Origin of the sequence: Pseudomonas syringae group sp. J254-4 (assembly GCF_032586855.1) — a bacterium.
GTDB classification, from domain to species: Bacteria; Pseudomonadota; Gammaproteobacteria; order Pseudomonadales; family Pseudomonadaceae; genus Aquipseudomonas; species Aquipseudomonas amygdali.
On sequence record NZ_JAWHOO010000013.1, the window covers coordinates 18,210 to 39,039 of the forward strand.

The following is a 20,830-nucleotide window of genomic DNA, read 5'->3' on the forward strand; positions in this document are numbered from 1 at the left end:
ATAGCGAAAGGCTTACACGCGGTGGAGGGGTTTGGCCATTTCCGACCTGGTCCGTCCTCCGTAAGATTGGATCCATCAAGTGGTGAACAGGAGTTCACCAGGATCAAGGATGATCGACCATCGCCTCGGAGGCAGCCGACAGGGAGTCGGGATGGTCTTGGAAAAACCCGCTTCGGCGGGTTTTTTGTTGGGCGCGAGAAAGTCCTCGTTGAGCCTGGGCTATTTGCGCAGTGCTTTTCTCTTGCGCAGGCTTTCACGATGCACCTCGAGATCCCTGCGCCGCCGCATCTCCTGACGCGTCTCCTTGCGTTCGGATCGAATAATCCTCCATTGCATGCGCAACTCCCGGCCGCGCTTGCTGTTGAGCGATAAAAGGCCCAGCAACGGGAAAAGCAGCCCCAGCATGTAAAACATCAATTCAAAACGCCGCCAGTGCGCAGGGGCAGTGGGCAGCACCGCGAAAAAGCAGCTCACCAGAATGGCCGACAATATCCACATTCCACAGGCATGCCCGCGACTCATCATGATGCCGCCGAAACTCAAAACCAGTGATACGACCATCATGAGCATCATCGACTGGCCGGTTCTCTCCGGCTCATTTGGAAAGTACGCATCGACCACCGTGCCTGCGGTAATGGCGAGGGAAAATATGCCCATGAAGATCGGAGTCAGAAAGGACAGCAGATAACGAGAGCGGAAAGCGGCAACGTGACTGCGGTAAATCACCATAGGCTCCGGCGAGGCCCGCTTGCTGCGAGATTGTTTACCCATTTTTCTTCCTTGGTACCAATACGCTGGTTGCTACTGTCGTTACAGCTCTAGAGCTCTTTGAGTTTATGGCTCGGCGCTTGTTATGTAGTTTTCGTCACGTGCGGTTCCTGGCCCATGCCGCGCAGAAACTTTCGCTGCTGTCTCAGCAACTCGCGGTAGTCGATGCAGCGGTAGCTCATACCGTATTGGGGGGCCAGCTCTGCGATGATGTTTGCCAGCGCCGGATAGTGGCGATGGCTCCATCCAGGGAAAAGGTGATGAGTCAGATGAAAGTTCAGGCCGCCGACAACATGGTGCAGCCAGCGTGGCTTGGTTTGCCAGTCACAGGTCGTCGCGAAATTATGTCGATACCAGCCGTGGGGCATTAAGGGGTTGTCGGATGGTTGATAGAACTCGGCCTCTGCCCAGTGTGTGCCAAGCAGCAGAAAGACCACCCATACAGAAGCGAGCATCTGGCTCAGCAAATATGCCATTAGCACTACTGTCCAGTTACCCTCGAATACCACCAGCGGCACTATCAGTACCAGCAGAAGGTGGCATGCCTTGCTGGCTAAAAATACGGCCCAGCCTTTGTTGCCCGGCAGGATTTTTTTGGCCTTGAGCGGCGTCTTCTCCAAGCGGTCCGACCAGTCGAATATCCAGGAGATATAGGGCAGGGACAACGCGGCGACCATGGGCCAGTAAATATGTTGGTAGCGCATGTGTTTGCGCCAGCTCTGGAAAGGCGATTGTCGCAGGACGCCATTCTCTTCGGTGTCCAGATCGTAATGCTCGACGTTGGCGTAGGCATGATGAAACTGCACATGCCTGACTCGCCAGTAATCCGGGTCGATGCCTAGCGGTAAAGTCATTAACCGGCCTACCAGTCGGTTTGCCCAGGCCGCCCGGAAAAAAGCATTGTGGGTGGCGTCGTGAAACACCATCACGTTGAGTAGCATGCCTGTCAGGACAAACAGAAAATAGCAGCCCACGAATGCCCACGCATTGTGTTGCATAAGGCTCGAGGCATAAAAACCGCCGCACAGCAGGGTAAGGAGCATTGCCGTCACCTTTTGCCGAATGCTTGCGTAGCGATGGTCGTCTGCCAGGTAGGCGTGGGCCGTCTGCTTGAGGGCGTGATGAAATGCCTGTTCGCCATCGGCAGGAAATGACAGGGGGGCAAGTGACTCAGCCATGATGTTTTTCCACCGGATTCGCGTCTGAAAGGTTGTAGCTGCGAGAAGACACGGCCACCCATGCGCCGTGCAGGGCGAGGGCGACCATCGGCAATTGCCAGTAAACCTGCGACCAGCCGTAATAACCCAGAAACAGCGACGCCAGCCCCAGGCTGACTATCAGCCAGACAGGAACACTCCAGGTCCTCGCTTCGGTCATTCCTCCCAGCGCCACCGAGCCCGCCACGAGAAAAACGAACAGGACGACCTGCGGCCAGCTGATGTCGCTGTAGCCATAACCGTATTGATAGATATAGCCCACCACCAGCGCGAAGAGCAGCAACGCGCCACTGAAAATGCTCAAACCCGAAATGCGCGAGCGAGTCGGTTCGTTCGATTTTATCGACAGTCGCAGGTAATGCAGAAAAGGCACATTACTGGCCCAGAACGGGTTCGCGGAGGAGCTGGGGCCACCGATTCCAAATGTGTAAGGCGTGTCGGGAAGGTGGGAAAATGTGCCGAACAGCCTGTCCCAGAAAATGAAAGTGCCGCCAAAGTTCTTGTCGGAGTAGGCCCTGTCCTTGACGTGATGCACGCGATGGTGGGTCGGTGTAACGAAAATCTTTTCCAGCACGCCCAGCCTGGGTGTCAGCGCATTATGGTTAAAAAACTGCATCGAGTAATGCAGGATCGACACTGCGACAAACACATCCAGTGGCACCCCTAGCACGGCCAGCGGAATAAAGAACGGAATCGACGTCAGCGACGAATACCACGAATTACGCACGCCCAGAGACAGGTTGAAGTGCTCGCCCTGATGATGCACCACATGCACGGCCCAGAGCACGCCAACGTGGTGATGAAGGCGGTGCAGCCAGTAGAAACAGAAATCCCAGGCCAGCAACGCGAACGCCCAGACCAATAGTGTCGGCCAGGTATCCAGCAGGCCAAGGCTCAAGTACTTGGCGACAAGTCCGTAACAGATCACTTCCAGGCCACGGAATAGCCACAGCATGATGTGCCCGGAATTCAGATTGAACACCACATCATGCCAGTCAACCGGCTTGCGCTGTATCCAGTGCAGGATGACCGCTTCGCCTGTGACTGCCAGCAGCATGATGATGATCGGAATGGCCAGATCGCTCATTGCAGATTACCTTTCAGTGCGATTTGTCTGCGTTGGGCAAGTGCATCGATCAGCCATCCCGCCACCAGCGCGAGTACAGCGCCGCTGACAACGTCAACGAACAGATGGCGACGCAATTGCAGGATCGAATAGGCAATGGTGGCTACCCAAAACACGAACACTGCGGTGCGTACTGTACGCCTTGCTGCGCTGATTCCCCAGACTGCCAGCACCATCAGGGCCATGTGCAGGGATGGAAGGCAATTCTGAGCCGAGTCCACATAAGTCAGTGCTGCCAGCAGTGCAGAGCTTAACGTTGTGCCCTCATCAACCGGGTATACCATCGTTGTGGGCCACACCATATAGACCGTCCCTGCACCCACAGCAGTAAGACGCATGGCGCGGGAAAGCCAGCGTACCCGATCAAGCGGGGTCATCAGGTAGCCCAGTGGAACGACAATAAAAAACGACAGGTACAGCCAGATGGCGTGCGGCGTGAACGCGATCATTTGGTCGAACGACGAGGGCGTCATGATCTGACCTGGGCTCTGCAGGTGGTCGGTCAGCGTATAGATCAGACCGACCGAGCCCCAGCCAAGCAGCATCTGCCATAACCTGAATAGTAGGGGGTTGCTCATGCTTCTGCCTGCCGGACAATACGTCGCCGTTTCCGGTCGAAGTTCGGCATCACGGCCTGCACCGTCAGTTGCCATTCAAGTTTGTCAGTGGCAATGCCCTGTTGCGCGAACAACGTGACAAGTTGCCTGCCGCCATGCTCCAGTTCTGCTTGCGTGCAGTCTGCAATCAACTGCAATCGGGTCTTCGAGAGCTGAATCAAGCGGTAGTCACTGGTCAATGGCAGCGCATTGGCAATTGCCCGGCTGCACAGGTCGGCAAAGATAATCTGCATCCCGCCTTGCTGATCAGGCAGCAACAGTTGATCGTCGCGGCGACCTTCGATTCGGGCAATGGCCATCGAATGCTGACCGCAGGCGCAAGGCTCGGATTGCCTGACCAGTACATCATCCAGCCTGTAGCGCACGATTGGCTGGGTGCTACGGGTGAAGTCGGTGATCAGTGGCGTAAAACGATGTTCATCCAGCCATTGGGGCTCGATATGCACAAACTCTTCGTTCAAATGCAGCGTGCCATGGGCGCATGTGGCGGCCAGGAAACCTTCGGTTGCCTGATAGACCTCACCGACTTCGCGGAACACAGTGTTCAATAACTGACGGTCCTGCGCGTCCAGGACTTCGGCAACGGAGATCACCTTCTTAACGTCGAGTTGAATCTGCCCGTCCAGAACGGCCAGCGCCAAGGCGCGTAGCACCTGTGCCGGTGCTACGATGATGGTCGGTGCCTGCGCTTGCAGGCGAGGCAATTGCTCAAGGAATGGTGAAAACAGATCGTAAAAGGCCAAGCTCAACCAGCGATTGTCCACGCTGTGGTACAGGTTGCTATCCGCACGTAGAAAAAGTGCCACTCGCTCACCCGCGAAAATACCGTCTGGCAGCATTTTGGCAAGCATCCCGCCCGCCCAGATCTGCTGCTCCTGCGGGCTGACGACAAAAACGCCACGCTGCCCTGACGTGCCCGAGGACAGCCCGACGCTAAATCGGCCGATGCGTGGCGTGAAGTCGCGCTCGGCTTCGCCGCGCTGGGCGCAGACCAGCAACTGATCGCGTTTCAGACCTGCGGTGTTCATCTGGTCGAACTGCGTCATCATCAGCGCTTTGTCCATCAGCGGCCATTCGTTGAATGGCAGAGCGCTGTAAGCCCGAAAATAAGGACTTTTGGCCAGCACCCTATGTGCAAAGCGTTTCAGTTGCCTGTTCTGAAAATGCTCCAGTGCCTGACGACTGGAAAAGCGCAGGCGACGCGCTCGCCAGTAGTGCCAGAGCGTCATCACCGGGATCATAAATCGCCCTCGTGGCACAAACGAATATCCACATGGCCTGCTGCCCACAACAGGTTCAAACGGTTCAGCGTCTGGTAGTAGGCCTTGCTGTCGTCCATCAGCACGTTGGCAAGCACAGAAGGCCCGCGCAATTCTTGATAGCTCAGCGGCGACCATGCGGAATCACTGGCCAGCAGTGTCCAGCCCTCGTCGGTGAGAATAAATGCACCCAGGTGTCCGGCGGCATGACCTGGTAGCGGCACCAGAACGATCTGCCCGTCACTGCCCGGTAGTTCGTAGCCATGTGTAAAAGGTGCGAGTTGCTCAGTCAGGCTGACCTGCTCAAAGCCCTCGACGAACTGCAACGCTGCCTCGAAACCTTCCGGAATCAGTCCCGGTACGAAGGCGCGCTTGAGCGCGGCGATGCCACGTAAGGAGCGGGTTTTCTGCCAGCCTTCGCCCGAGCAGATAAAGTCGAGATGACTGAAGTCCCGCAGGCCGGCAATGTGATCGGCATGAAAGTGGGAAATGATCACCGCCTGAATGTCGTTGGCCGCGTAACCGGCATTACGCAGCTGATCCAGCAGCGTTTCACCCGCATCCAGGTATACCGGGGTAACCTGGCTGTAGATGCGGAACACCCCCGACCGGGTATGCTCCTGAAAATGGTTGGCATAGCCGGTATCCCATAACCAGCGGTGATCGCCGACCTCCAGCAGATACGCCCTGGATGGAAATTTGCAGACCCGCAGGCCAGCGCCTTGCAACGCCATGCAGCCGATATGCGTGCAGTAACCCACTTCGAAAGTGGTGATGCTAGCCATGGCGCTTCACCGCTTGAGACTTGAGCCATTGCCCCGTGAGCTGAATACTTTCTTCCATCGTATACCGAGGTCGGTAGCCCAGCTCTTCAATGGCTCGCGTCTGGCTCAGGGTCATATCGAAGTTCACAGCTGCCACACTGTAGCGGGTCAGCACAGGCTCTTTGCGCGTTACAGAGGCCAGCAGCTCAAGTGTAATTGCCAGTGTGTGAAGCAACCGATAGGGCATGGGCTGAACACGATAACGAAGGCCGAGTTGATCGTGCAGTAACAAATGCAACGTATCCACTAACCGCATAGGCTGGTGATTGGTGATGTTGTAGGCCGCTCCGGAAGACAAAGAACCGTTGTGGCTCGCCAAGTCCATGGCGTGAATAACGTTGAGTACGAACGTCAGGTCCAGAACCGCCTGACCACCGCCGGGCAAGCGCAGCACGCCACGGTCGCGTTCTATCTGGCCCAGGATCCGGGGCAGAATCACCCGGTCATACGGACCAAACAGACCACGGGGCCGCAGAATGATGAAAGTGGTCTGTGGATAAAGCGGTACCAGCGTCTGTATGGATTGCTCTGCCTGATACTTGCTGCTGGCGTAATGATTGGCGAATCGACGCGCGCGGTATTGCTCGTCAATACACTTATGATTCTGAAAGTCGAAGTAAATGGCGGGCGTGGAAATATGCACGAATCGCGAGACGCCGCAACGTCCGGCTGCCTCGGCCAGCTTCTGTGTTGCTACCACGTTGGCCTCATCAAACTCGACCTTGCTGCCCCAGGGAGAAGACTTCGCGGCGCAGTGCCAGACGACGTCGCAGCCGAGCATCATTCGCTCGCATTCCTTCGCAGTAGCCTCGGTCAGGTCCATTGCCGTGAATTCGGCTCCCTGATTTCGCAGCAAACCTCCCACTGTTGGGTCACGTCCGGTTGCATGCACCTTATGGCCAGCGTTCAACAGCCAATCAGCTGCATTGCGTCCAAGGCCACTGGTGGCGCCGGTCAGCAGAACCTTCATGGCAGCAGCACCATGCCCGCCAGTGTCAAACCTGCAGCGGTACCTATCAGCATTACCGGCTTGCCTGGCGTGAAGCGGCCGGTAGTAAAGGCAGTATGCAGCGCTGTTGGAATCGAGGCCGAGACCTGATTGCCGTGATAACGATAAATATCTACCAGCACTTCAGAAGGTACTCCCAGACGTTTTCGCATGTGCTCAAGCGAAAGATGGCTGGCTTGATGAGGTACTACGGTGGCGATATCGGCCAGGGTCAAACCGCTGCTTTCGAGTAATCGTGCGAGATAGCCCTCGATCAACGCGGCAGCCTGACGAAACAGCTGCTTGCCCTTCATGTGGAACAGAAAGTCTTTGTCAGTCATGCCGGCACGCGGATTACGGCGTGTGCCGCCTGCTTGAATCTCGCACAGGTCGCTACCTTCCGGGTAAGTCTCGGAGAGGCTGCTCAGAATGCCGCTGCTGCCGCTACCGCGTTCGACAATGGCGCAGGCTGCGCCGTCGCCGAGGATCAGCGAGCTTTCTTCGTCATCCCAGTCGATACCGCGCGAAACCAGATCTGCCGACACGATCGCAATGCGCTTGTAGATCCCGGCATTGAGCAAACCTGCGGCCACCTGCAGCGCCGTAATGAAGCCGACGCAACTGCTGTTGATATCAAAGCCGGGAGTACCCGACGGCAGATGGGCGGCCTTCAGAATCAGTGCTGCCGTGCAGGGCAATGCTTGCATGGGTACTGCCGAGGCCGAGATCAATAGATCGATCGAACCCGCCGGGATCTGCTCTCTTCTCAGGGCATCCTGAAGTGCTTGCGCTGCAAGTTCGGCCTGGCTGGCATCGAGTGTTGCGTGAAACCGGCAATGCACGCCCGAGCGCTTTTCGACATACCCCGCAGGCTTGTTCAATAACGTGTCCAGCGCAGAGGAGTCCACTCGATTTGCGGGCACCGCTACGCCAGTGGCAATAATTTTCAGTGGCAGCAAGGCTGCGGGGGAGGAGGGCGCTGTCATTGGAGTCCTGGCTTCGCATCCATGTGGTGATTACCTGAATGACTACTCAGGTACAACGCAGGGCTGAGCGCGTCATTGATCGAGGAGCGGCGAACCTGCACGCACATCAAGCGGTACGGGTATTCGGCCGCTTGTATCTGCACGTTAGAGACGCATGCCCTTGAACGGGTTCCAGCCTTGCTCGCCTTTTACTTCCTTGAGGTAATAGGAGTAGTTGACGGTCAGGGCATACATCAGCGAATACGCCACAGTCAGACCTCCCCCGAGGGCATAAGGGACCTCGGTCTCCAAAAGCGTACATACCATAAGAATCAATGCGTTGGTTGTAAGCATAATCCCAAGCAACGCAAGGCTTTTTTTCCACAGGCCCAGGACGAAGAAATAGATCGGACCAAAGAAATACGCGATGACGTTGAGGTTGATCCGTATCTTCTTTCTGACGCCAGGAAGTGATTTTAGAGCGGCTTTGAACCGTGGATCGTTCGGCGCACCATACGTCTCAAAAAAATTGAAGCGCTCCTGCCACTTGGCGCTGTACGTGCCAGTGCTGCGCGTCTGATCTGCTGTGCTCATGGTGCGGCTCCTGATGTTCCATGGGGTGACGTTTTTCTTCCGGGAAATCCTGAGTTCTGGCGTTTTTACGATCAGGATGCCGAGTGTATGGAGTTTTCGGGTGGTGTACTACGCGACCGCGTAACCTGGGCGTTAAATCGCCATAATTTTCCATCTGGTCAGTCTGACAGGCAGCCATTGACTGGAGTCGCTCGTTTTCTGGTCAGGTTGCAACCAGATTATCGGTTGTCGTGGCTGGTCCGTCCCCATGACCGGACGTGCATCAACCATTTTTACGAAGCGCACCAGATTCAATGCTGTGCTTCCGGGATACTGATCGTTGGATTCTGGTAACGCTCGTCAATGGCGACTCCCATTTCCTTCAATCGGCTTTCCGCGGTCGCACGTTGCGATGCCAGCTTTTTCAGTAGGTCGGGTAACAGCTCTTTCATGCGATCGCGATCAGATGAGTCAAAATACTCTGAAAAAAATCTTTTTGCGGATTTGAAAGTGAGCGTAGAAAGATAGGTTCTGGTTTTAGAGGGTTTTTTTCACTGTCTCCCCGTTGAATACTTACTGTAAGGTATTAATTACCACGGTAAAATGACCAATCGCTAAAGATGGGCAAAGGTTAGGTATAAAAAATCTCATGTTCGCTCGTTCCAGGTGAAAATAGTACTGATTGCCGAGTTTATAAAGGACGCTTAAGGAAAAATTTTCTCGTAATAACTGTTCGCAATTTCAGTAATAAAGACCATTCGGTTAATTTTGTAATTAAGCTCTCCCTTGGTCATGACGTTGTCTAGCGCTTTGGTGTTCGTTTCACATGCTTCGACTTTTTATGCATTAAAAGAACTGCTCTGGGTAGTTTATATAGAACTAACGCCAAACAAGAACATCTTGAAAAAAGCTAAAAAATCCCCATGCCTAAAAATTGTTTTGACAAGTCCAGCGATTAGTCCATTAACGGAACCGCTCTCATCTTAGTGGGAGGCGTGTAGTACAGCGCACACATGACCTACTTACTGGCGAATGCTGCCAACCCGGTCCAGTAGAATCGCATTACGGCGACTTGCTGATCGATAGACCATAACTATCTACACGTTAGTTTCAGATCGTTGATCGAGCAAGCCTGAGTGTTAAATTCAAAGTCATTCTTCATGATTTTCTACTCGGAGAATATTCGTCCGATCCTGGGGGCACGATCAACTCGTCAGGCACAAGCGTAACCTTGCCATTACCAGGCTTGTCACTAAAAATCCGTGGAATGTTACCGTCTTGGTCGGTAAAAAATACTTTCTTGCCTTCGTCAGGAATATCAACCTCGACCGCGACATCCTCAAGCGGTACTCCGTGCGTGGTCATGAGGCGATTTTGCTCGTCATACAGCCCTGCGGGTACTGCGATGGGAAGCTCCTTATTTGCATAGTCCATGCTTGCGGGACCGTTGAGGGTCTTTTTGGCACCTTTGATGTCTATTGTGCCTGGCGCATGCACCTCGATATTGCCGCGTATGATCCTGATATAAGCGCCGCCACTGGTGAGCAAAATTTCCTTCTGTGCAGACATTTCCACTAACTGTGCAAGAGAGGTGATTTTTATACCCTGCTGCGCGGTCAATTCCATCGCATCACTTTGCGCCTGTAGCTCAATCTTGCCCTTGGCAGCAAACAGTTTGGCCCCGGCGTTCTGCGCAAACAGGCTGATGCTTTGCGCAACGCTGGCCAGCAGGGATTTGCCGCTGGCGATGCTGACGTCTTCACCGGTGCTCAGGGTCAGGTGCTTGCCGCTGTGCAGGTGCGTGCTTTTCGGCGTGGCGGTGGCGATGTCGGCAGGGGAGGAGGCGATCAGCAATGGCTGCTGGTAACCCGGTGTTTTGCCGCGTCCGCCGCTGCGGATTGCCCAGGCGGTGTCGCCGCCGTTGCGTTGTTGCTCGCCGGGGCCTTGGCTCGGGGTACCGTCGTCGCTGCCGTAAGTGACGTCGGCATCGCTGTTGAGCTGGGTCAGGCTGTCCAGGCCTTCCTGCATGGGCAGGGCATTGTGCTGTTGCGCGGTGTCGGAAAGGGTCTTGACGCGCTGTTCGCTGTTTTTCAGTTGCTGCTGCGCTTCGCTGGCATCGATCTGTGCGCCCTGGGCTCCGCTGCGTTTCCAGGTGCTGAGGTATAAACCCTGCTGGGCGCGCAATGCGCCGTAGGCATCGGTGCGTAACTCGAAACCCGTACCACGCAGAACGCCGCGGTCGTTGCCGCGCTGGTCGATCAGGTAACCAAGGTTAAGCTGGGTATGCCCGTGACTGCTGTGGATCTGGGTGCGGACCTGGCCGGTCGAGTCGTCCATCACCCACTGGTTGAAACCGCCGCCGCCGACTTCCTTGCTCTTGTAGCCGGCCATCAGACCGCTGGAGTGCCAGGCGGGTTTGTGGCCGCCGTAGACCTGGCCCATCACCAGTGGCCGATCAATGTCGTTATCCAGGAAGGTGATGACGACTTCTTCACCAGCACGCGGCACATGTACGCTGCCCCAGTCCGGTCCGCTGCTCGGTTGCATCATGCGCAGCCAGCAGGAACCCAGTTCGCCTTCTTGGGAAAGCCGGTCCCAGTGGAAGCGTACGCATACCCGGTTCAGCGTGTCGGTAAACACCTCATGACCGTTGGGCGTGACCACCACGGCGGTCTGCGGGCCAGGATTATTCGGCTTGAAATGCTTGGCCGGGCTGCGAAACGGCACGCTGTGCAACTGGCCTTCAAAGCGATTGAGGAAGAAACCGTGGCTGCCCACGCCCAGTGAATCGGCCACACCGGTAAGCGCTGATGGCTCAGGACGAACAGATCTGAACAGCGCCGCCAGGCTCCCCGGCACTTCGCGTCTCTCCTTGGCCAGCGGGAGGTTGCTCTCGGCGAAGATCTCTACTTCGATCAGCAAAAACTGGCGCTCTTCAGCCGCCTTGCGCTCGTACAGCGGATGCTGGGTCAGCTCAAACCAGCGTCCGGCTTCCATCTGCCGCACGCCGCTTTGGCCTTGAATACGACGAGCCTGCGACTCACGCTGCTCAATCTGTACCCGACTCAGCCATTCGCCGCGGTCCTGCTTCTGCCAGCCGTACTGGCCCTGATACTCGTAACGCTCCAGCGCCTGTGGCGCCGAAGCGGCCTGCAAGGCGGGCATCATGGTTTCGCGCGGCTGGCCGTGGGCCAGGTAATCGACACTGCGCCAATGCAGCTTGCCGCTGAGCAACTGCGAACCGCTGCTCCACTGGGTAATGCCGTCCTGTTTTTCAGTGGCGTTCTGGGTGTGAAAGCGAATGCTCTGCGGTGCCAACGCGGGGAGGGTATCGACGGTATCGGTAAAGACGATGCAATGCTTGTCCGCCGTGTGTTCGACGTACCAGAAAAGACCTTCCTGCTCGCACCAACGCTGCACGAAGTTGGCGTCGCTCTCGTTGAACTGAGTGACGTAGGACAGCGGTGCGTATTCACGACGCAGGTCCAGGCGGTAATTGCCTTTGGCCTGTTCGTACATCGAGAAAACGGCTTCAAGAATCGCCGGCAGATTCTTGTCCTGCCAGATGCGGCAGTCGAGGCGGTATTCAAGCAGGCTGAACCACGGCGCGAAGACCAGTTGCCAGTCATGCAGGCCGCCGTCATTGCCCAAGTAGCGCACACTCTCGACAAGCCCGTGGCGCTGCGCGGGAGAGCCGTCATCGCAGAGAATCGCCAGGCTGACGGGTTGGCCGATGAGTTTTTCAGGATCGTATTCGGTGTCCTGCACCACCGCGTCAAGGGTGTAGCGAGGAACGCGCCCGATGCGCTCGACCCCATGCATGCGCAGGGCCTGGAGCTGATGCTCGCCCAGCGGTGTGGTGAGTTGCAGCAGGCGTTCGCTCTGGCTGAGGGCGGTACCGAATGTCAGATCCATGGTGCAGCTCCATTATTAACTTAAATCAATAGCGATTGCTCAGTCCTGCTGTTGAACCACCATCCTGCATATCTTCTGACTAGGAAGAGCAGAATTTATTAATTGTAGGGTCTGTGAGGCAGCGTTCTTCTCCGCCAGTCTATAGAGGTATAATATGCGGACGTTTATATCCGCTTCACGCTCGCAACAAGCTCATCCCAAAATTGCAATGCATCGCTATCGTTTTGGAAACCTAGACCTTTATCAAGTGTGCTCATTTCAATTACCGTATAGGGCTCCATGCTTGATTCTGGGGTGCCCGGGTACTCAAGACGAAAAGAGTAGATCGTCCTGCCGTCGACATTTGTTTTGAGTAACAGCTCCTCAAATGATAACCCTGCCACTGTCTTCTTTGCTTTTCTCAGCACAGAAGATTTTGAGAGAACGCTGCTGAGCAAAGATGTCATGACACCTGATGTTCTTTGTTCGTAGCGCGTCAGGAGACTTGGCTCTGGCTCACCGATCCGCTGAGTATCAAATGTCAAATGAATTCCTGGTACGGATGATACTGGTAATCCGATTGAGACTTGCTCTTTGAACGTATCGACAGGTAACGTCATGTATCCAGCTTCAATAGCGAATGTCCCATCTGGCGGGCGCTCTGCAGGGTTGCGATAATGGATTAGTGTATTGAGCTCTCTTGCACGTGCAATGGCCATATCTATCCCTCGTAAAGAGACAGAGCCTACGGATTGCTTATATAAAGTGTTCTTTTTTGTGAGATAAAATATATCCATTCTGTAATTTGTTGATTTGGAAACTACAATAGCACCACCGCCGTCTAGTGCAACGGTTTTGACATACTCTGCAGCGCCAGATTCTTGAAGTATCTTTATTTTGTTAATGGTGTCAGAAGTTTTAGTGATTAAATCACTTTTACCATTTTTGCTAATCAGCTCTATCTTTTTGTCAATTATTTTATAGGCTGACCAAATATCCGTGCTTTCGGTAGGAACCTCAAATGTATATCTGCCGAAATAAAATGTCTTTTTTGTGGTAGACATATAGTTTGCTCCGTTAGTGGTACTGGCTAACAGAGCAAATATGAAAATGCCTGCAGCGTTGAATAGATTTATGTTTCTTTTAAATTTTGACATGTTTTGAAATCTTCACTAGACTATAAAGTGTTGCATACTGTGTTCTCCCTTTAGGATCATTATAAGCGTTTTGGTGCGCATAACCAGGGGAGTTATTGTATTCTCCTTCTTTACAAACATTTGGATAATTTTTAGAGTTTTTCCCATGAGCAAATGCTGCCTCTACATTAGGGTGACTTCGTGAGCTCGCAGCCGATATTACGGGGACCGTCCCATCTCCTGGAGATGTTTTGGGTCCGAATTTAAACCTGTATCCACGACCAAGTTCTATATTTCCGGTGAAGTCATCCTCTGTGATTTTTAAATTGTTAATGTCGCCCCACCCTATCCAATCTGATGTCCAAACAATATTGCTCCATGTTATCAAGTCTTCTTCGTTAGCATCTGCAGAGTAGTGCACGTATGTGTTTGGGTAATAAGACTTCTCTATAGCTATGTGGAATGTTTTTACTGAGTCGATATTTTCCTCAAATTTCTGCCTTTTAGAGATAGGATATTCCCAGTCGTCGGATTTTTTGATTTTTAATAGGTCATTGGGATCAATAAGATCTTCGTTCTCTTTAGGAATCAAACCCCACCACTTATCTGATTTATAAATATCATCGTAAGGGTTTTTTGCGTGAGGTAAACCAATAAGATTTACTTCTGGGTTGCCACTTTTGCGCGCAAATAACCACTGTTTACCATCGCCATATATAGCACTTGGTAAGAGCTCTAGGCCTCCTTTGGAAAATGCTAATACGGCCACTGTTTCCTTTGCCGTGGGGCCAAGTATTTGACGAGTAATATAACCTTCAATACCTTTGCCTTCAAACCCTGCGCGAATTCTTCTATAGGCCGCTGGCGCACCAGTTGCAGGCATTGCGCCATGTATTACACCATAAACTTTGTTATACTTATTAAATCCAAGCATTGCTCTCGCTACCAGTCCACCCATTGAATGAGTGACAATAATTACTTTATCTGCGCTAGCATAGCTGGGGAGCACGGTTTTATCTATGAAGTTAATGATGTCTTGCGCTGAATCTGCATTGGATTGAAGCCAGTTATACCCTGCTGCCCATACCTCATAACGAATTTCTGCAGCATGCTTGATGCTGTCTTTTTCCAAAGGTGAGTTATCATTCCAATCGCCCCATTCTGAGGGCGAAGAGGTGCTGTTTTCTTTCCACCATCCTTGCAAATCATTGTTATTCATAATGTTGTTCATTTGGTTCTGAATTGAAACCATTATTGGATGATAAGCTGATCTCATAATTCCGCCCCATCCTCTACGCCTAAGGTCTTCCTCAGCCACTGAATCAATTAAACCATCTTTTCCAATTTCGGAGTCGTTATAAACCGTCATGACCCCGTCGCTCCCATCTAAATCGTTTTGCCTGTCCTTTGCGGAGCTAAAAAATGCTGAAATGAAGGAACCAATTGCTGCAACTTTCGATAGGGCAGTATCAGTATTGGGAGCGACCCATGCAATTTTCTTTGTTCTGGTGTTCCAGAGGTTTGTCCCCATGATTCCTGGAATAAATACTATGGGTACAACTTTGTCAGATTTTACCTTTATTTCTTTTTCTTGCTGTTGCTTAGAGTCTGCCATAGTTGTTGTGGCAGAAGTGGTTCCGTCTGGGTTCTGTTCCTGCGCTAGCTTCAGTGACTCACTCATGGCTTTCTCCTAAGCACATTTTGGCGACAAAACGTGGTTATGCCTTTCCTAATACTTTGATTTTTACAAATTCTGCAATCTGACTTTGCTGAAGCGGTATCTTCCCAGCTGCATCAGAAACGTACTGCATGACACTCCCATCCGCGCGGGTCACTTCGACTTTCATACCAGCAGCAGGTTCTCCAGTGCTCTGTTTGCGAACCACATAAGGGTCCGCGAAGTCGGTCTTGGGCATCTCGTTATAGCTGTGCGACAGACTGGTCGGCCCACTAAACGTCTTCTTCGCCCCTTTGACATCAATCGTCCCCGGCGCATGAATTTCGATGTTGCCGTCCTTGATGCGGATGTAGCCGCCACCGCTGGTAAGGAGGATGCCTTCCTGGGCGGCGATTTCTATTCCGGCAGCGGTTGAGGTAATCATCACCTTCTGCTGCGCCGTTAGCTCCATCGCATCACTTTGCGCCTGTAGCTCGATCTTGCCCTTGGCAGCAAACAGCTTCGCTCCCGCATTCTGGGCAAACAGGCTGATGCTTTGCGCGACGCTGGCCAGCAGGGATTTGCCGCTAGCAATGCTGACGTCTTCGCCGGTGCTCAGAGTCAGGTGTTTGCCGCTGTGCAGGTGGGTGCTTTTCGGCGTGGCAGTGGCGATGTCGGCAGGGGAGGAGGCGATCAGCAATGGCTGCTGGTAGCCCGGTGTTTTGCCGCGCCCGCCGCTGCGGATTGCCCAGGCGGTGTCGCCGCCGTTGCGTTGTTGCTCGCCGGGGCCCTGGCTCGGTGCGCCGTCGTCGCTGCCGTAGGTCACGTCGGCATCGCTGTTGAGCTGGCTCAGGCTGTCCAGTCCTTCCTGCATGGGCAGGGCGTTGTGCTGTTGCGCGGTGTTGGATAGGGTCTTGACGCGTTGCTCGCTGTTTTTCAGTTGTTGCTGCGCTTCGCTGGCATCGATCTGTGCGCCCTGGGCACCGCTGCGTTTCCAGGTGCTGAGGTACAAACCCTGCTGGGCGCGCAGTGCGCCGTAGGCATCGGTGCGTAACTCGAAACCCGTACCACGCAGGCCGCCACGGTTGTTGCCTCGCTGGTCGATCAAATAACCGAGGTTGAGCTGGGTGTGGCCATGACTGCTGTGGATCTGGGTGCGGACCTGGCCAGTCGAGTCGTCCATCACCCAGTGGTTGAAACCACCGCCGCCGACTTCCTTGCTCTTGTAGCCGGCCATCAAACCGCTGGAGTGCCAGGCGGGTTTGTGACCGCCGTAGACCTGGCCCATGACCAGTGGCCGATCAATGTCGTTGTCCAGAAAGGTGATGACCACTTCTTCACCGGCACGCGGCACATGTACGCTGCCCCAGTCCGGACCGCTGCTCGGTTGCATCATGCGCAGCCAGCAGGAGCCCAACTCGCCATCCTGAGACAGGCGGTCCCAGTGAAAGCGTACGCAAATCCGGTTCAAGGTGTCGGTAAACACTTCATGGCCGCTGGGCGTGACGACCACTGCGGTCTGTTGGCCGAGGCTTTTGGGTTTGAAATGCTCCGACGGGCTGCGGAACGGCACGCTGTGCAACTGGCCTTCAAAGCGATTGAGGAAGAAACCGTGGCTGCCCACGCCCAGTGAATCTGCCACACCGGTAAGCGCTGATGGCTCAGGACGAACAGATCTGAACAGCGCCGCCAGGCTCCCCGGCACTTCGCGTCTCTCCTTGGCCAGCGGCAGGTTGCTCTCGGCGAACATTTCGACTTCGATCAGCAAAAACTGGCGCTCTTCAGCCGCCTTGCGCTCGTACAGCGGATGCTGGGTCAGCTCAAACCAGCGTCCGGCTTCCATCTGCCGCACGCCGCTTTGGCCTTGAATACGACGAGCCTGCGACTCACGCTGCTCAATCTGTACCCGACTCAGCCATTCGCCGCGGTCCTGCTTCTGCCAGCCGTACTGGCCCTGATACTCGTAACGCTCCAGCGCCTGTGGCGCCGAAGCGGCCTGCAAGGCGGGCATCATGGTTTCGCGCGGCTGGCCGTGGGCCAGGTAATCGACACTGCGCCAATGCAGCTTGCCGCTGAGCAACTGCGAACCGCTGCTCCACTGGGTAATGCCGTCCTGCTTTTCGGTGGCGTTCTGGGTGTGAAAGCGAATGCTCTGGGGCGCCAACGCGGGGAGGGTATCGACGGTATCGGTAAAGACAATGCAGTGCTTGTCCGCTGTGTGCTCGACGTACCAGAAAAGACCCTCCTGCTCGCACCAGCGCTGCACGAAATTGGCGTCACTTTCATTGAACTGGGTAACGTAGGACAGCGGGGCGTATTCACGTCGCAGGTCCAAGCGGTAATTGCCCTTGGCCTGTTCGTACATCGAGAAAACAGCTTCCAGAATTGCCGGCAAATTCTTGTCCTGCCAGATGCGGCAGTCGAGGCGGTATTCAAGCAGGCTGAACCAGGGCGCGAAGACCAGTTGCCAGTCATGCAGACCGCCGTCATTGCCTAAGTAGCGCACGCTCTCGACAAGCCCGTGGCGCTGCGCGGGAGAACCGTCATCGCAGAGGATGGCCAGGCTGACGGGCTGGCCGATGAGTTTTTCAGGATCGTATTCGGTGTCCTGCACCACCACGTCGAGGGTGTAGCGGGGCACGCGGCCGATGCGCTCGACCCCATGCATGCGCAGGGCCTGAAGCTGATGCTCGCCCAGCGGCGTGGTGAGTTGCAGCAGGCGTCCGCTCTGGCTGAGGGCGGTACCGAATGTCAGATCCATGGTGTAACTCCTTTACCGCTTGAATCGGTTTGCGACGTATCTTTGGTTTAACCCGCTTCTACGGGAGGTTTGGCATCTTTATAGTTTTCATCGATCTTTATGCCCATTTTTTTCAGTTGCGCCTCTGTCTTTTGCCGCTCTTTCCCCATTCGGGTTAATTCGGCAGGCAGAAGTTCTCTCCAGCGTGCGCGATCTTCGCCTCTCACGAATTCGGCGTAGAACTCACTTTCTGATTTGAACGTCCATGTAAACAAGTAAGATCCACGGTTCTGCGGGTCGTCTTTGCTGTTCTCGCGCTGTACCATCAGATCAAGATACTCGTGACCGCTGTAGAACATCCACGTGTTGATCATAGGCAATGAGACCCATACCTGCTTCGTAAGCTTGAGATTTGGGTCCATCCAGGGACCTGTACCAACATTTTTACCTAGCACTTCATTTAAGTTGGTAAATTTGCCGGCTTCTATACCGGGTATTCTCGCTTCATTAGGGAAAATGTAACGCTGCCATCCCGCAGCGTCTAGATTCTGTACTTGTTGATAAAAGTACGCCATTGCGTCTTCATGTTTCGCATGGGTTGATACTCCTGCTACATACACGTCTATATCTGTAATAAGCCCTAGGGGATTGGTGACGACAGTGGTTGAACTAACGTTCTCAATCGCTAATATGGTGGATGCTGAGCGTACCTTTACAGTGATCAGTTCAGAGGATTTTGACGGCACTATAAATTGGTAGAGACACATCGTATCATCGCAGTCTTTTCGCAGTTTTACAGTTGTTGAAGCCAAGACAGTATCAATTGATACTCCAAGAGAGAGTTCGATCTCACGATTTTTTGTATTCATATCCGAAGCCTCACAACCAGTCAGCAGTATGAAAGCCGCTATCATATATTTAAGTAGTGCGTTCATTCCACGTCCCTATCGTCATAATTGCCTTTTCCATCTCAACATTTTTTCTTTGCATTCTCCGATGATACGTAGAGGCAATTGTTGTAATAAAGATCATTCTGTCCTCGGCGTCGTACAGCTCGCCATCGGACATGATGACATCCTGCTCCGGGTCGCCTGTATCGCATTCAACACTCAGGGACGCCAGTCGGCGCGGAACATCCCCGTACCCCTCAACCCACGTTTGCATGTACAACAGTGCCCTGAAGCTTTTATCCTCGTATATCAACGGTTGCAATATCATCAGTTGTTCATGTTTGGCAATTGCCAGGAGGGACTGAAATTTGTATTTTTCACGCAGTGTACCTGCCGGCTCCTTCTCTACAGCCGATATCAACTTGAAGCCGCTTACCAGATAATCAGTTACCTTCAGGTTGTTTATTTTGGGCAGTGCATCATCAATCCATGGCAGTTGCGCAAAGCTTTGCTTGAATCGTGGGTCATACGTACTGAAGTCCCGAGTCTTTATGCACTCATTGAACTGCTGTGGATAATTAATATAAAACCAGTGCCAGACGAAGATGTCCTGGAATAACCAGAAGTTTCCCTTGCCCAAAAATATCTTGGTAATCTCCAAGGGCGGTACGGCGGGTGGCAAATAGCGCATCTTTGTGTTACTGGAATAATCCAATGCACACATGACCTGTTTGCTTGCAAACGCCGCTAACCCTGTCCAGTAAAACCGTCCTTTTTGTTCGGGCTGGCCGTTGTGCTCTTGCTCCAGGTAAATACGTGCGTAATTGCCTGCGATACGCGCAGCCCGCGTACTGAAGTCCTTGAGCAGTTCATACCTGGCCGGTTGCTTGTATTCGGCGCGGGTCTTCACGCACAAGCGCCTGATAGCCACTTGCTGGCCAAGTGTCCACATTTCGACACAGCCCGGATTCAGATCATTGATCGAGCAGGATTTTGGATTGAAATCAAAATTTTCCTTCATAAGTCTTTGCTCTGTCCGTCGTGTTCAAGACCGCGGTGTTCGGCTACCTCATCGCCAGCTTGCGCAATCGTCTTGCCGGTACTCAGCAACCAGGCTTGAGTCTGAGTAGAGGCGTGTCTATCAAATATCAGCACCGATCCCTGCCTCGCCCTGCCTGCGTGAAAGGCAAGTGCGAGTGACGTTAGTTGAGTCGCGCTCCTCCCTCGCTCGCCTGCCAGTAATGCCTGCCCAGCGACATGCTCCGATACAACCAGGTTTGGCAGTTGGGTACTTGCGTAATGAGAGAGCTGCTCTAGACGTCTGTCATGAAGATGACCGTCGATGACGAGTGCCTGGATGTCGTTCGGTTGAATACCCCTCTGCTCGCAAAGGGCCTCTGCCAGCTGTTGCAGATCGGCGCTGCTTTGCCTTGGCTGCGATGCACGCGGAGAGTGTTCGCGGGTCATGGCTGGATAGAGTTGCCAGGTATTTTCCTCGTCGGGGTTGGCATGGTCTACGCGCTGCAAGTGCACGATCGAGATGCTTTCACCGACCATGGCGTCGCTGGACAGAACGCCAGCCCGGTCTTTTGTTGCCCAGGTGTCTATGCTGACGCACAGCAGGCAAGACGCTTCCGTATCGTTTTGAAGCGCCCAGGGCAACCATTCATCAAAGTTCAGCGAAGGAGTGTCGAAGCCCTCGCCGGGGAGGTAATCAAACGGCCAGATTGGCAAAGCATGATTCTCCCATGCTGATGGGGCGATGCCCGACGGCGCAAATAGCACGACCTTCGTATTTTCCCAATCGACGCTGGCTGCGAAATCGGTCCAGTGTGCGAGCATGGCCTCAAGCAATTGAAGCGTACGTGGCAACGTATCGATTTCCGGTTTGTGCTGGGGCAGGCGAATGCGACGCAGGTTATAACGGTGGCCCGATGGACTGACCAATCTGGGGTCGTGTTCAAAATCTCCGTTAACGGCTCCAAGCCATGTCCCTGACGCAGCTTGAGCAGGTTCGAGGTTCGGCAGCCACAGCCAGGCGTTGTCAATTTTGACGCGTGTGAGGTCATAGTCTGCTGGCGGACGTGCCGGAGTAGCCTGACGTTGTTCCTGTTCGCGTCGCTCACCAATGACATCCCATAAAGAGCGATGACCTTGGCCATAGGGCTTCAACATG

Annotated in this window: 16 protein-coding genes and 1 pseudogene; all 17 read right to left on the reverse strand. The window is 53.9% G+C overall.

The features are described from left to right. Positions 1–219: 219 nt before the first annotated feature. The 17 genes and pseudogenes from RYB09_RS16315 to RYB09_RS16395 all read right to left on the reverse strand — a co-directional run bounded on the left by RYB09_RS16315 (position 220) and on the right by RYB09_RS16395 (position 20,829). Positions 220–771, reverse strand: coding sequence for a hypothetical protein (locus RYB09_RS16315; RefSeq protein ID WP_316889345.1), 552 nt, complete (start codon positions 769–771; stop codon positions 220–222). Positions 772–851: 80 nt separating this feature from the next. Then, a complete protein-coding gene (locus RYB09_RS16320) occupies positions 852–1,946 on the reverse strand; it encodes an acyl-CoA desaturase (RefSeq protein WP_316889346.1) in 1,095 nt (364 codons plus the stop codon). Further along, complete coding sequence (locus RYB09_RS16325) at positions 1,939–3,072, reverse strand: sterol desaturase family protein (protein WP_316889348.1); 1,134 nt, start codon at positions 3,070–3,072, stop codon at positions 1,939–1,941. Before RYB09_RS16325 ends, RYB09_RS16320 begins: the two co-directional genes overlap by 8 nt. Next, positions 3,069–3,689, reverse strand: coding sequence for a phosphatase PAP2 family protein (locus tag RYB09_RS16330; protein ID WP_057401976.1), 621 nt, complete (start codon positions 3,687–3,689; stop codon positions 3,069–3,071). Before RYB09_RS16330 ends, RYB09_RS16325 begins: the two co-directional genes overlap by 4 nt. After that, entirely contained in the window at positions 3,686–4,969 is a 1,284-nt protein-coding gene (locus RYB09_RS16335; RefSeq protein WP_316889351.1) for a F390 synthetase-related protein, read from the reverse strand. The genes RYB09_RS16330 and RYB09_RS16335 overlap by 4 nt, the downstream gene beginning before the upstream one ends. After that, the gene (locus RYB09_RS16340; RefSeq protein WP_316889353.1) at positions 4,966–5,772 is read right to left on the reverse strand and encodes an MBL fold metallo-hydrolase; all 807 of its coding nucleotides are present in this window, start codon (positions 5,770–5,772) and stop codon (positions 4,966–4,968) included. The genes RYB09_RS16335 and RYB09_RS16340 overlap by 4 nt, the downstream gene beginning before the upstream one ends. Next, positions 5,765–6,781 carry an NAD-dependent epimerase/dehydratase family protein gene (locus RYB09_RS16345; protein ID WP_316889355.1) on the reverse strand — a complete coding sequence of 339 codons (1,017 nt, stop codon included), beginning with the start codon at positions 6,779–6,781 and terminating at the stop codon, positions 5,765–5,767. Before RYB09_RS16345 ends, RYB09_RS16340 begins: the two co-directional genes overlap by 8 nt. Next, entirely contained in the window at positions 6,778–7,785 is a 1,008-nt protein-coding gene (locus RYB09_RS16350; RefSeq protein ID WP_122260061.1) for a 3-oxoacyl-[acyl-carrier-protein] synthase III C-terminal domain-containing protein, read from the reverse strand. Before RYB09_RS16350 ends, RYB09_RS16345 begins: the two co-directional genes overlap by 4 nt. 144 nt (positions 7,786–7,929) lie before the next feature. After that, complete coding sequence (locus tag RYB09_RS16355) at positions 7,930–8,358, reverse strand: DUF2628 domain-containing protein (RefSeq protein WP_010213340.1); 429 nt, start codon at positions 8,356–8,358, stop codon at positions 7,930–7,932. Between the two features lie 290 nt (positions 8,359–8,648). Continuing rightward, positions 8,649–8,965 (reverse strand): annotated as a pseudogene (locus tag RYB09_RS16360) (hypothetical protein); the annotation flags it as partial. A 530-nt stretch (positions 8,966–9,495) separates the two neighbouring features. Continuing rightward, on the reverse strand, positions 9,496–12,252 hold the full coding sequence (locus tag RYB09_RS16365; protein ID WP_316889357.1) for a type VI secretion system Vgr family protein: 2,757 nt from the start codon (positions 12,250–12,252) through the stop codon (positions 9,496–9,498). A gap of 164 nt (positions 12,253–12,416) precedes the next feature. Further along, a complete protein-coding gene (locus tag RYB09_RS16370; RefSeq protein WP_122259113.1) occupies positions 12,417–13,295 on the reverse strand; it encodes a T6SS immunity protein Tli4 family protein in 879 nt (292 codons plus the stop codon). A gap of 79 nt (positions 13,296–13,374) precedes the next feature. Beyond that, on the reverse strand, positions 13,375–15,048 hold the full coding sequence (locus tag RYB09_RS16375) for a lipase/acyltransferase domain-containing protein (protein WP_316889360.1): 1,674 nt from the start codon (positions 15,046–15,048) through the stop codon (positions 13,375–13,377). A gap of 37 nt (positions 15,049–15,085) precedes the next feature. Continuing rightward, complete coding sequence (locus RYB09_RS16380) at positions 15,086–17,785, reverse strand: type VI secretion system Vgr family protein (protein ID WP_316889362.1); 2,700 nt, start codon at positions 17,783–17,785, stop codon at positions 15,086–15,088. A gap of 47 nt (positions 17,786–17,832) precedes the next feature. Continuing rightward, a complete protein-coding gene (locus tag RYB09_RS16385) occupies positions 17,833–18,699 on the reverse strand; it encodes a hypothetical protein (RefSeq protein ID WP_122259179.1) in 867 nt (288 codons plus the stop codon). Then, a complete protein-coding gene (locus RYB09_RS16390) occupies positions 18,683–19,675 on the reverse strand; it encodes a DUF2515 family protein (RefSeq protein WP_003372350.1) in 993 nt (330 codons plus the stop codon). Before RYB09_RS16390 ends, RYB09_RS16385 begins: the two co-directional genes overlap by 17 nt. Next, positions 19,672–20,829, reverse strand: a complete 1,158-nt coding sequence (locus tag RYB09_RS16395; RefSeq protein WP_122259181.1) for a hypothetical protein — start codon at positions 20,827–20,829, stop codon at positions 19,672–19,674. The genes RYB09_RS16390 and RYB09_RS16395 overlap by 4 nt, the downstream gene beginning before the upstream one ends. Position 20,830: the final 1 nt, after the last annotated feature.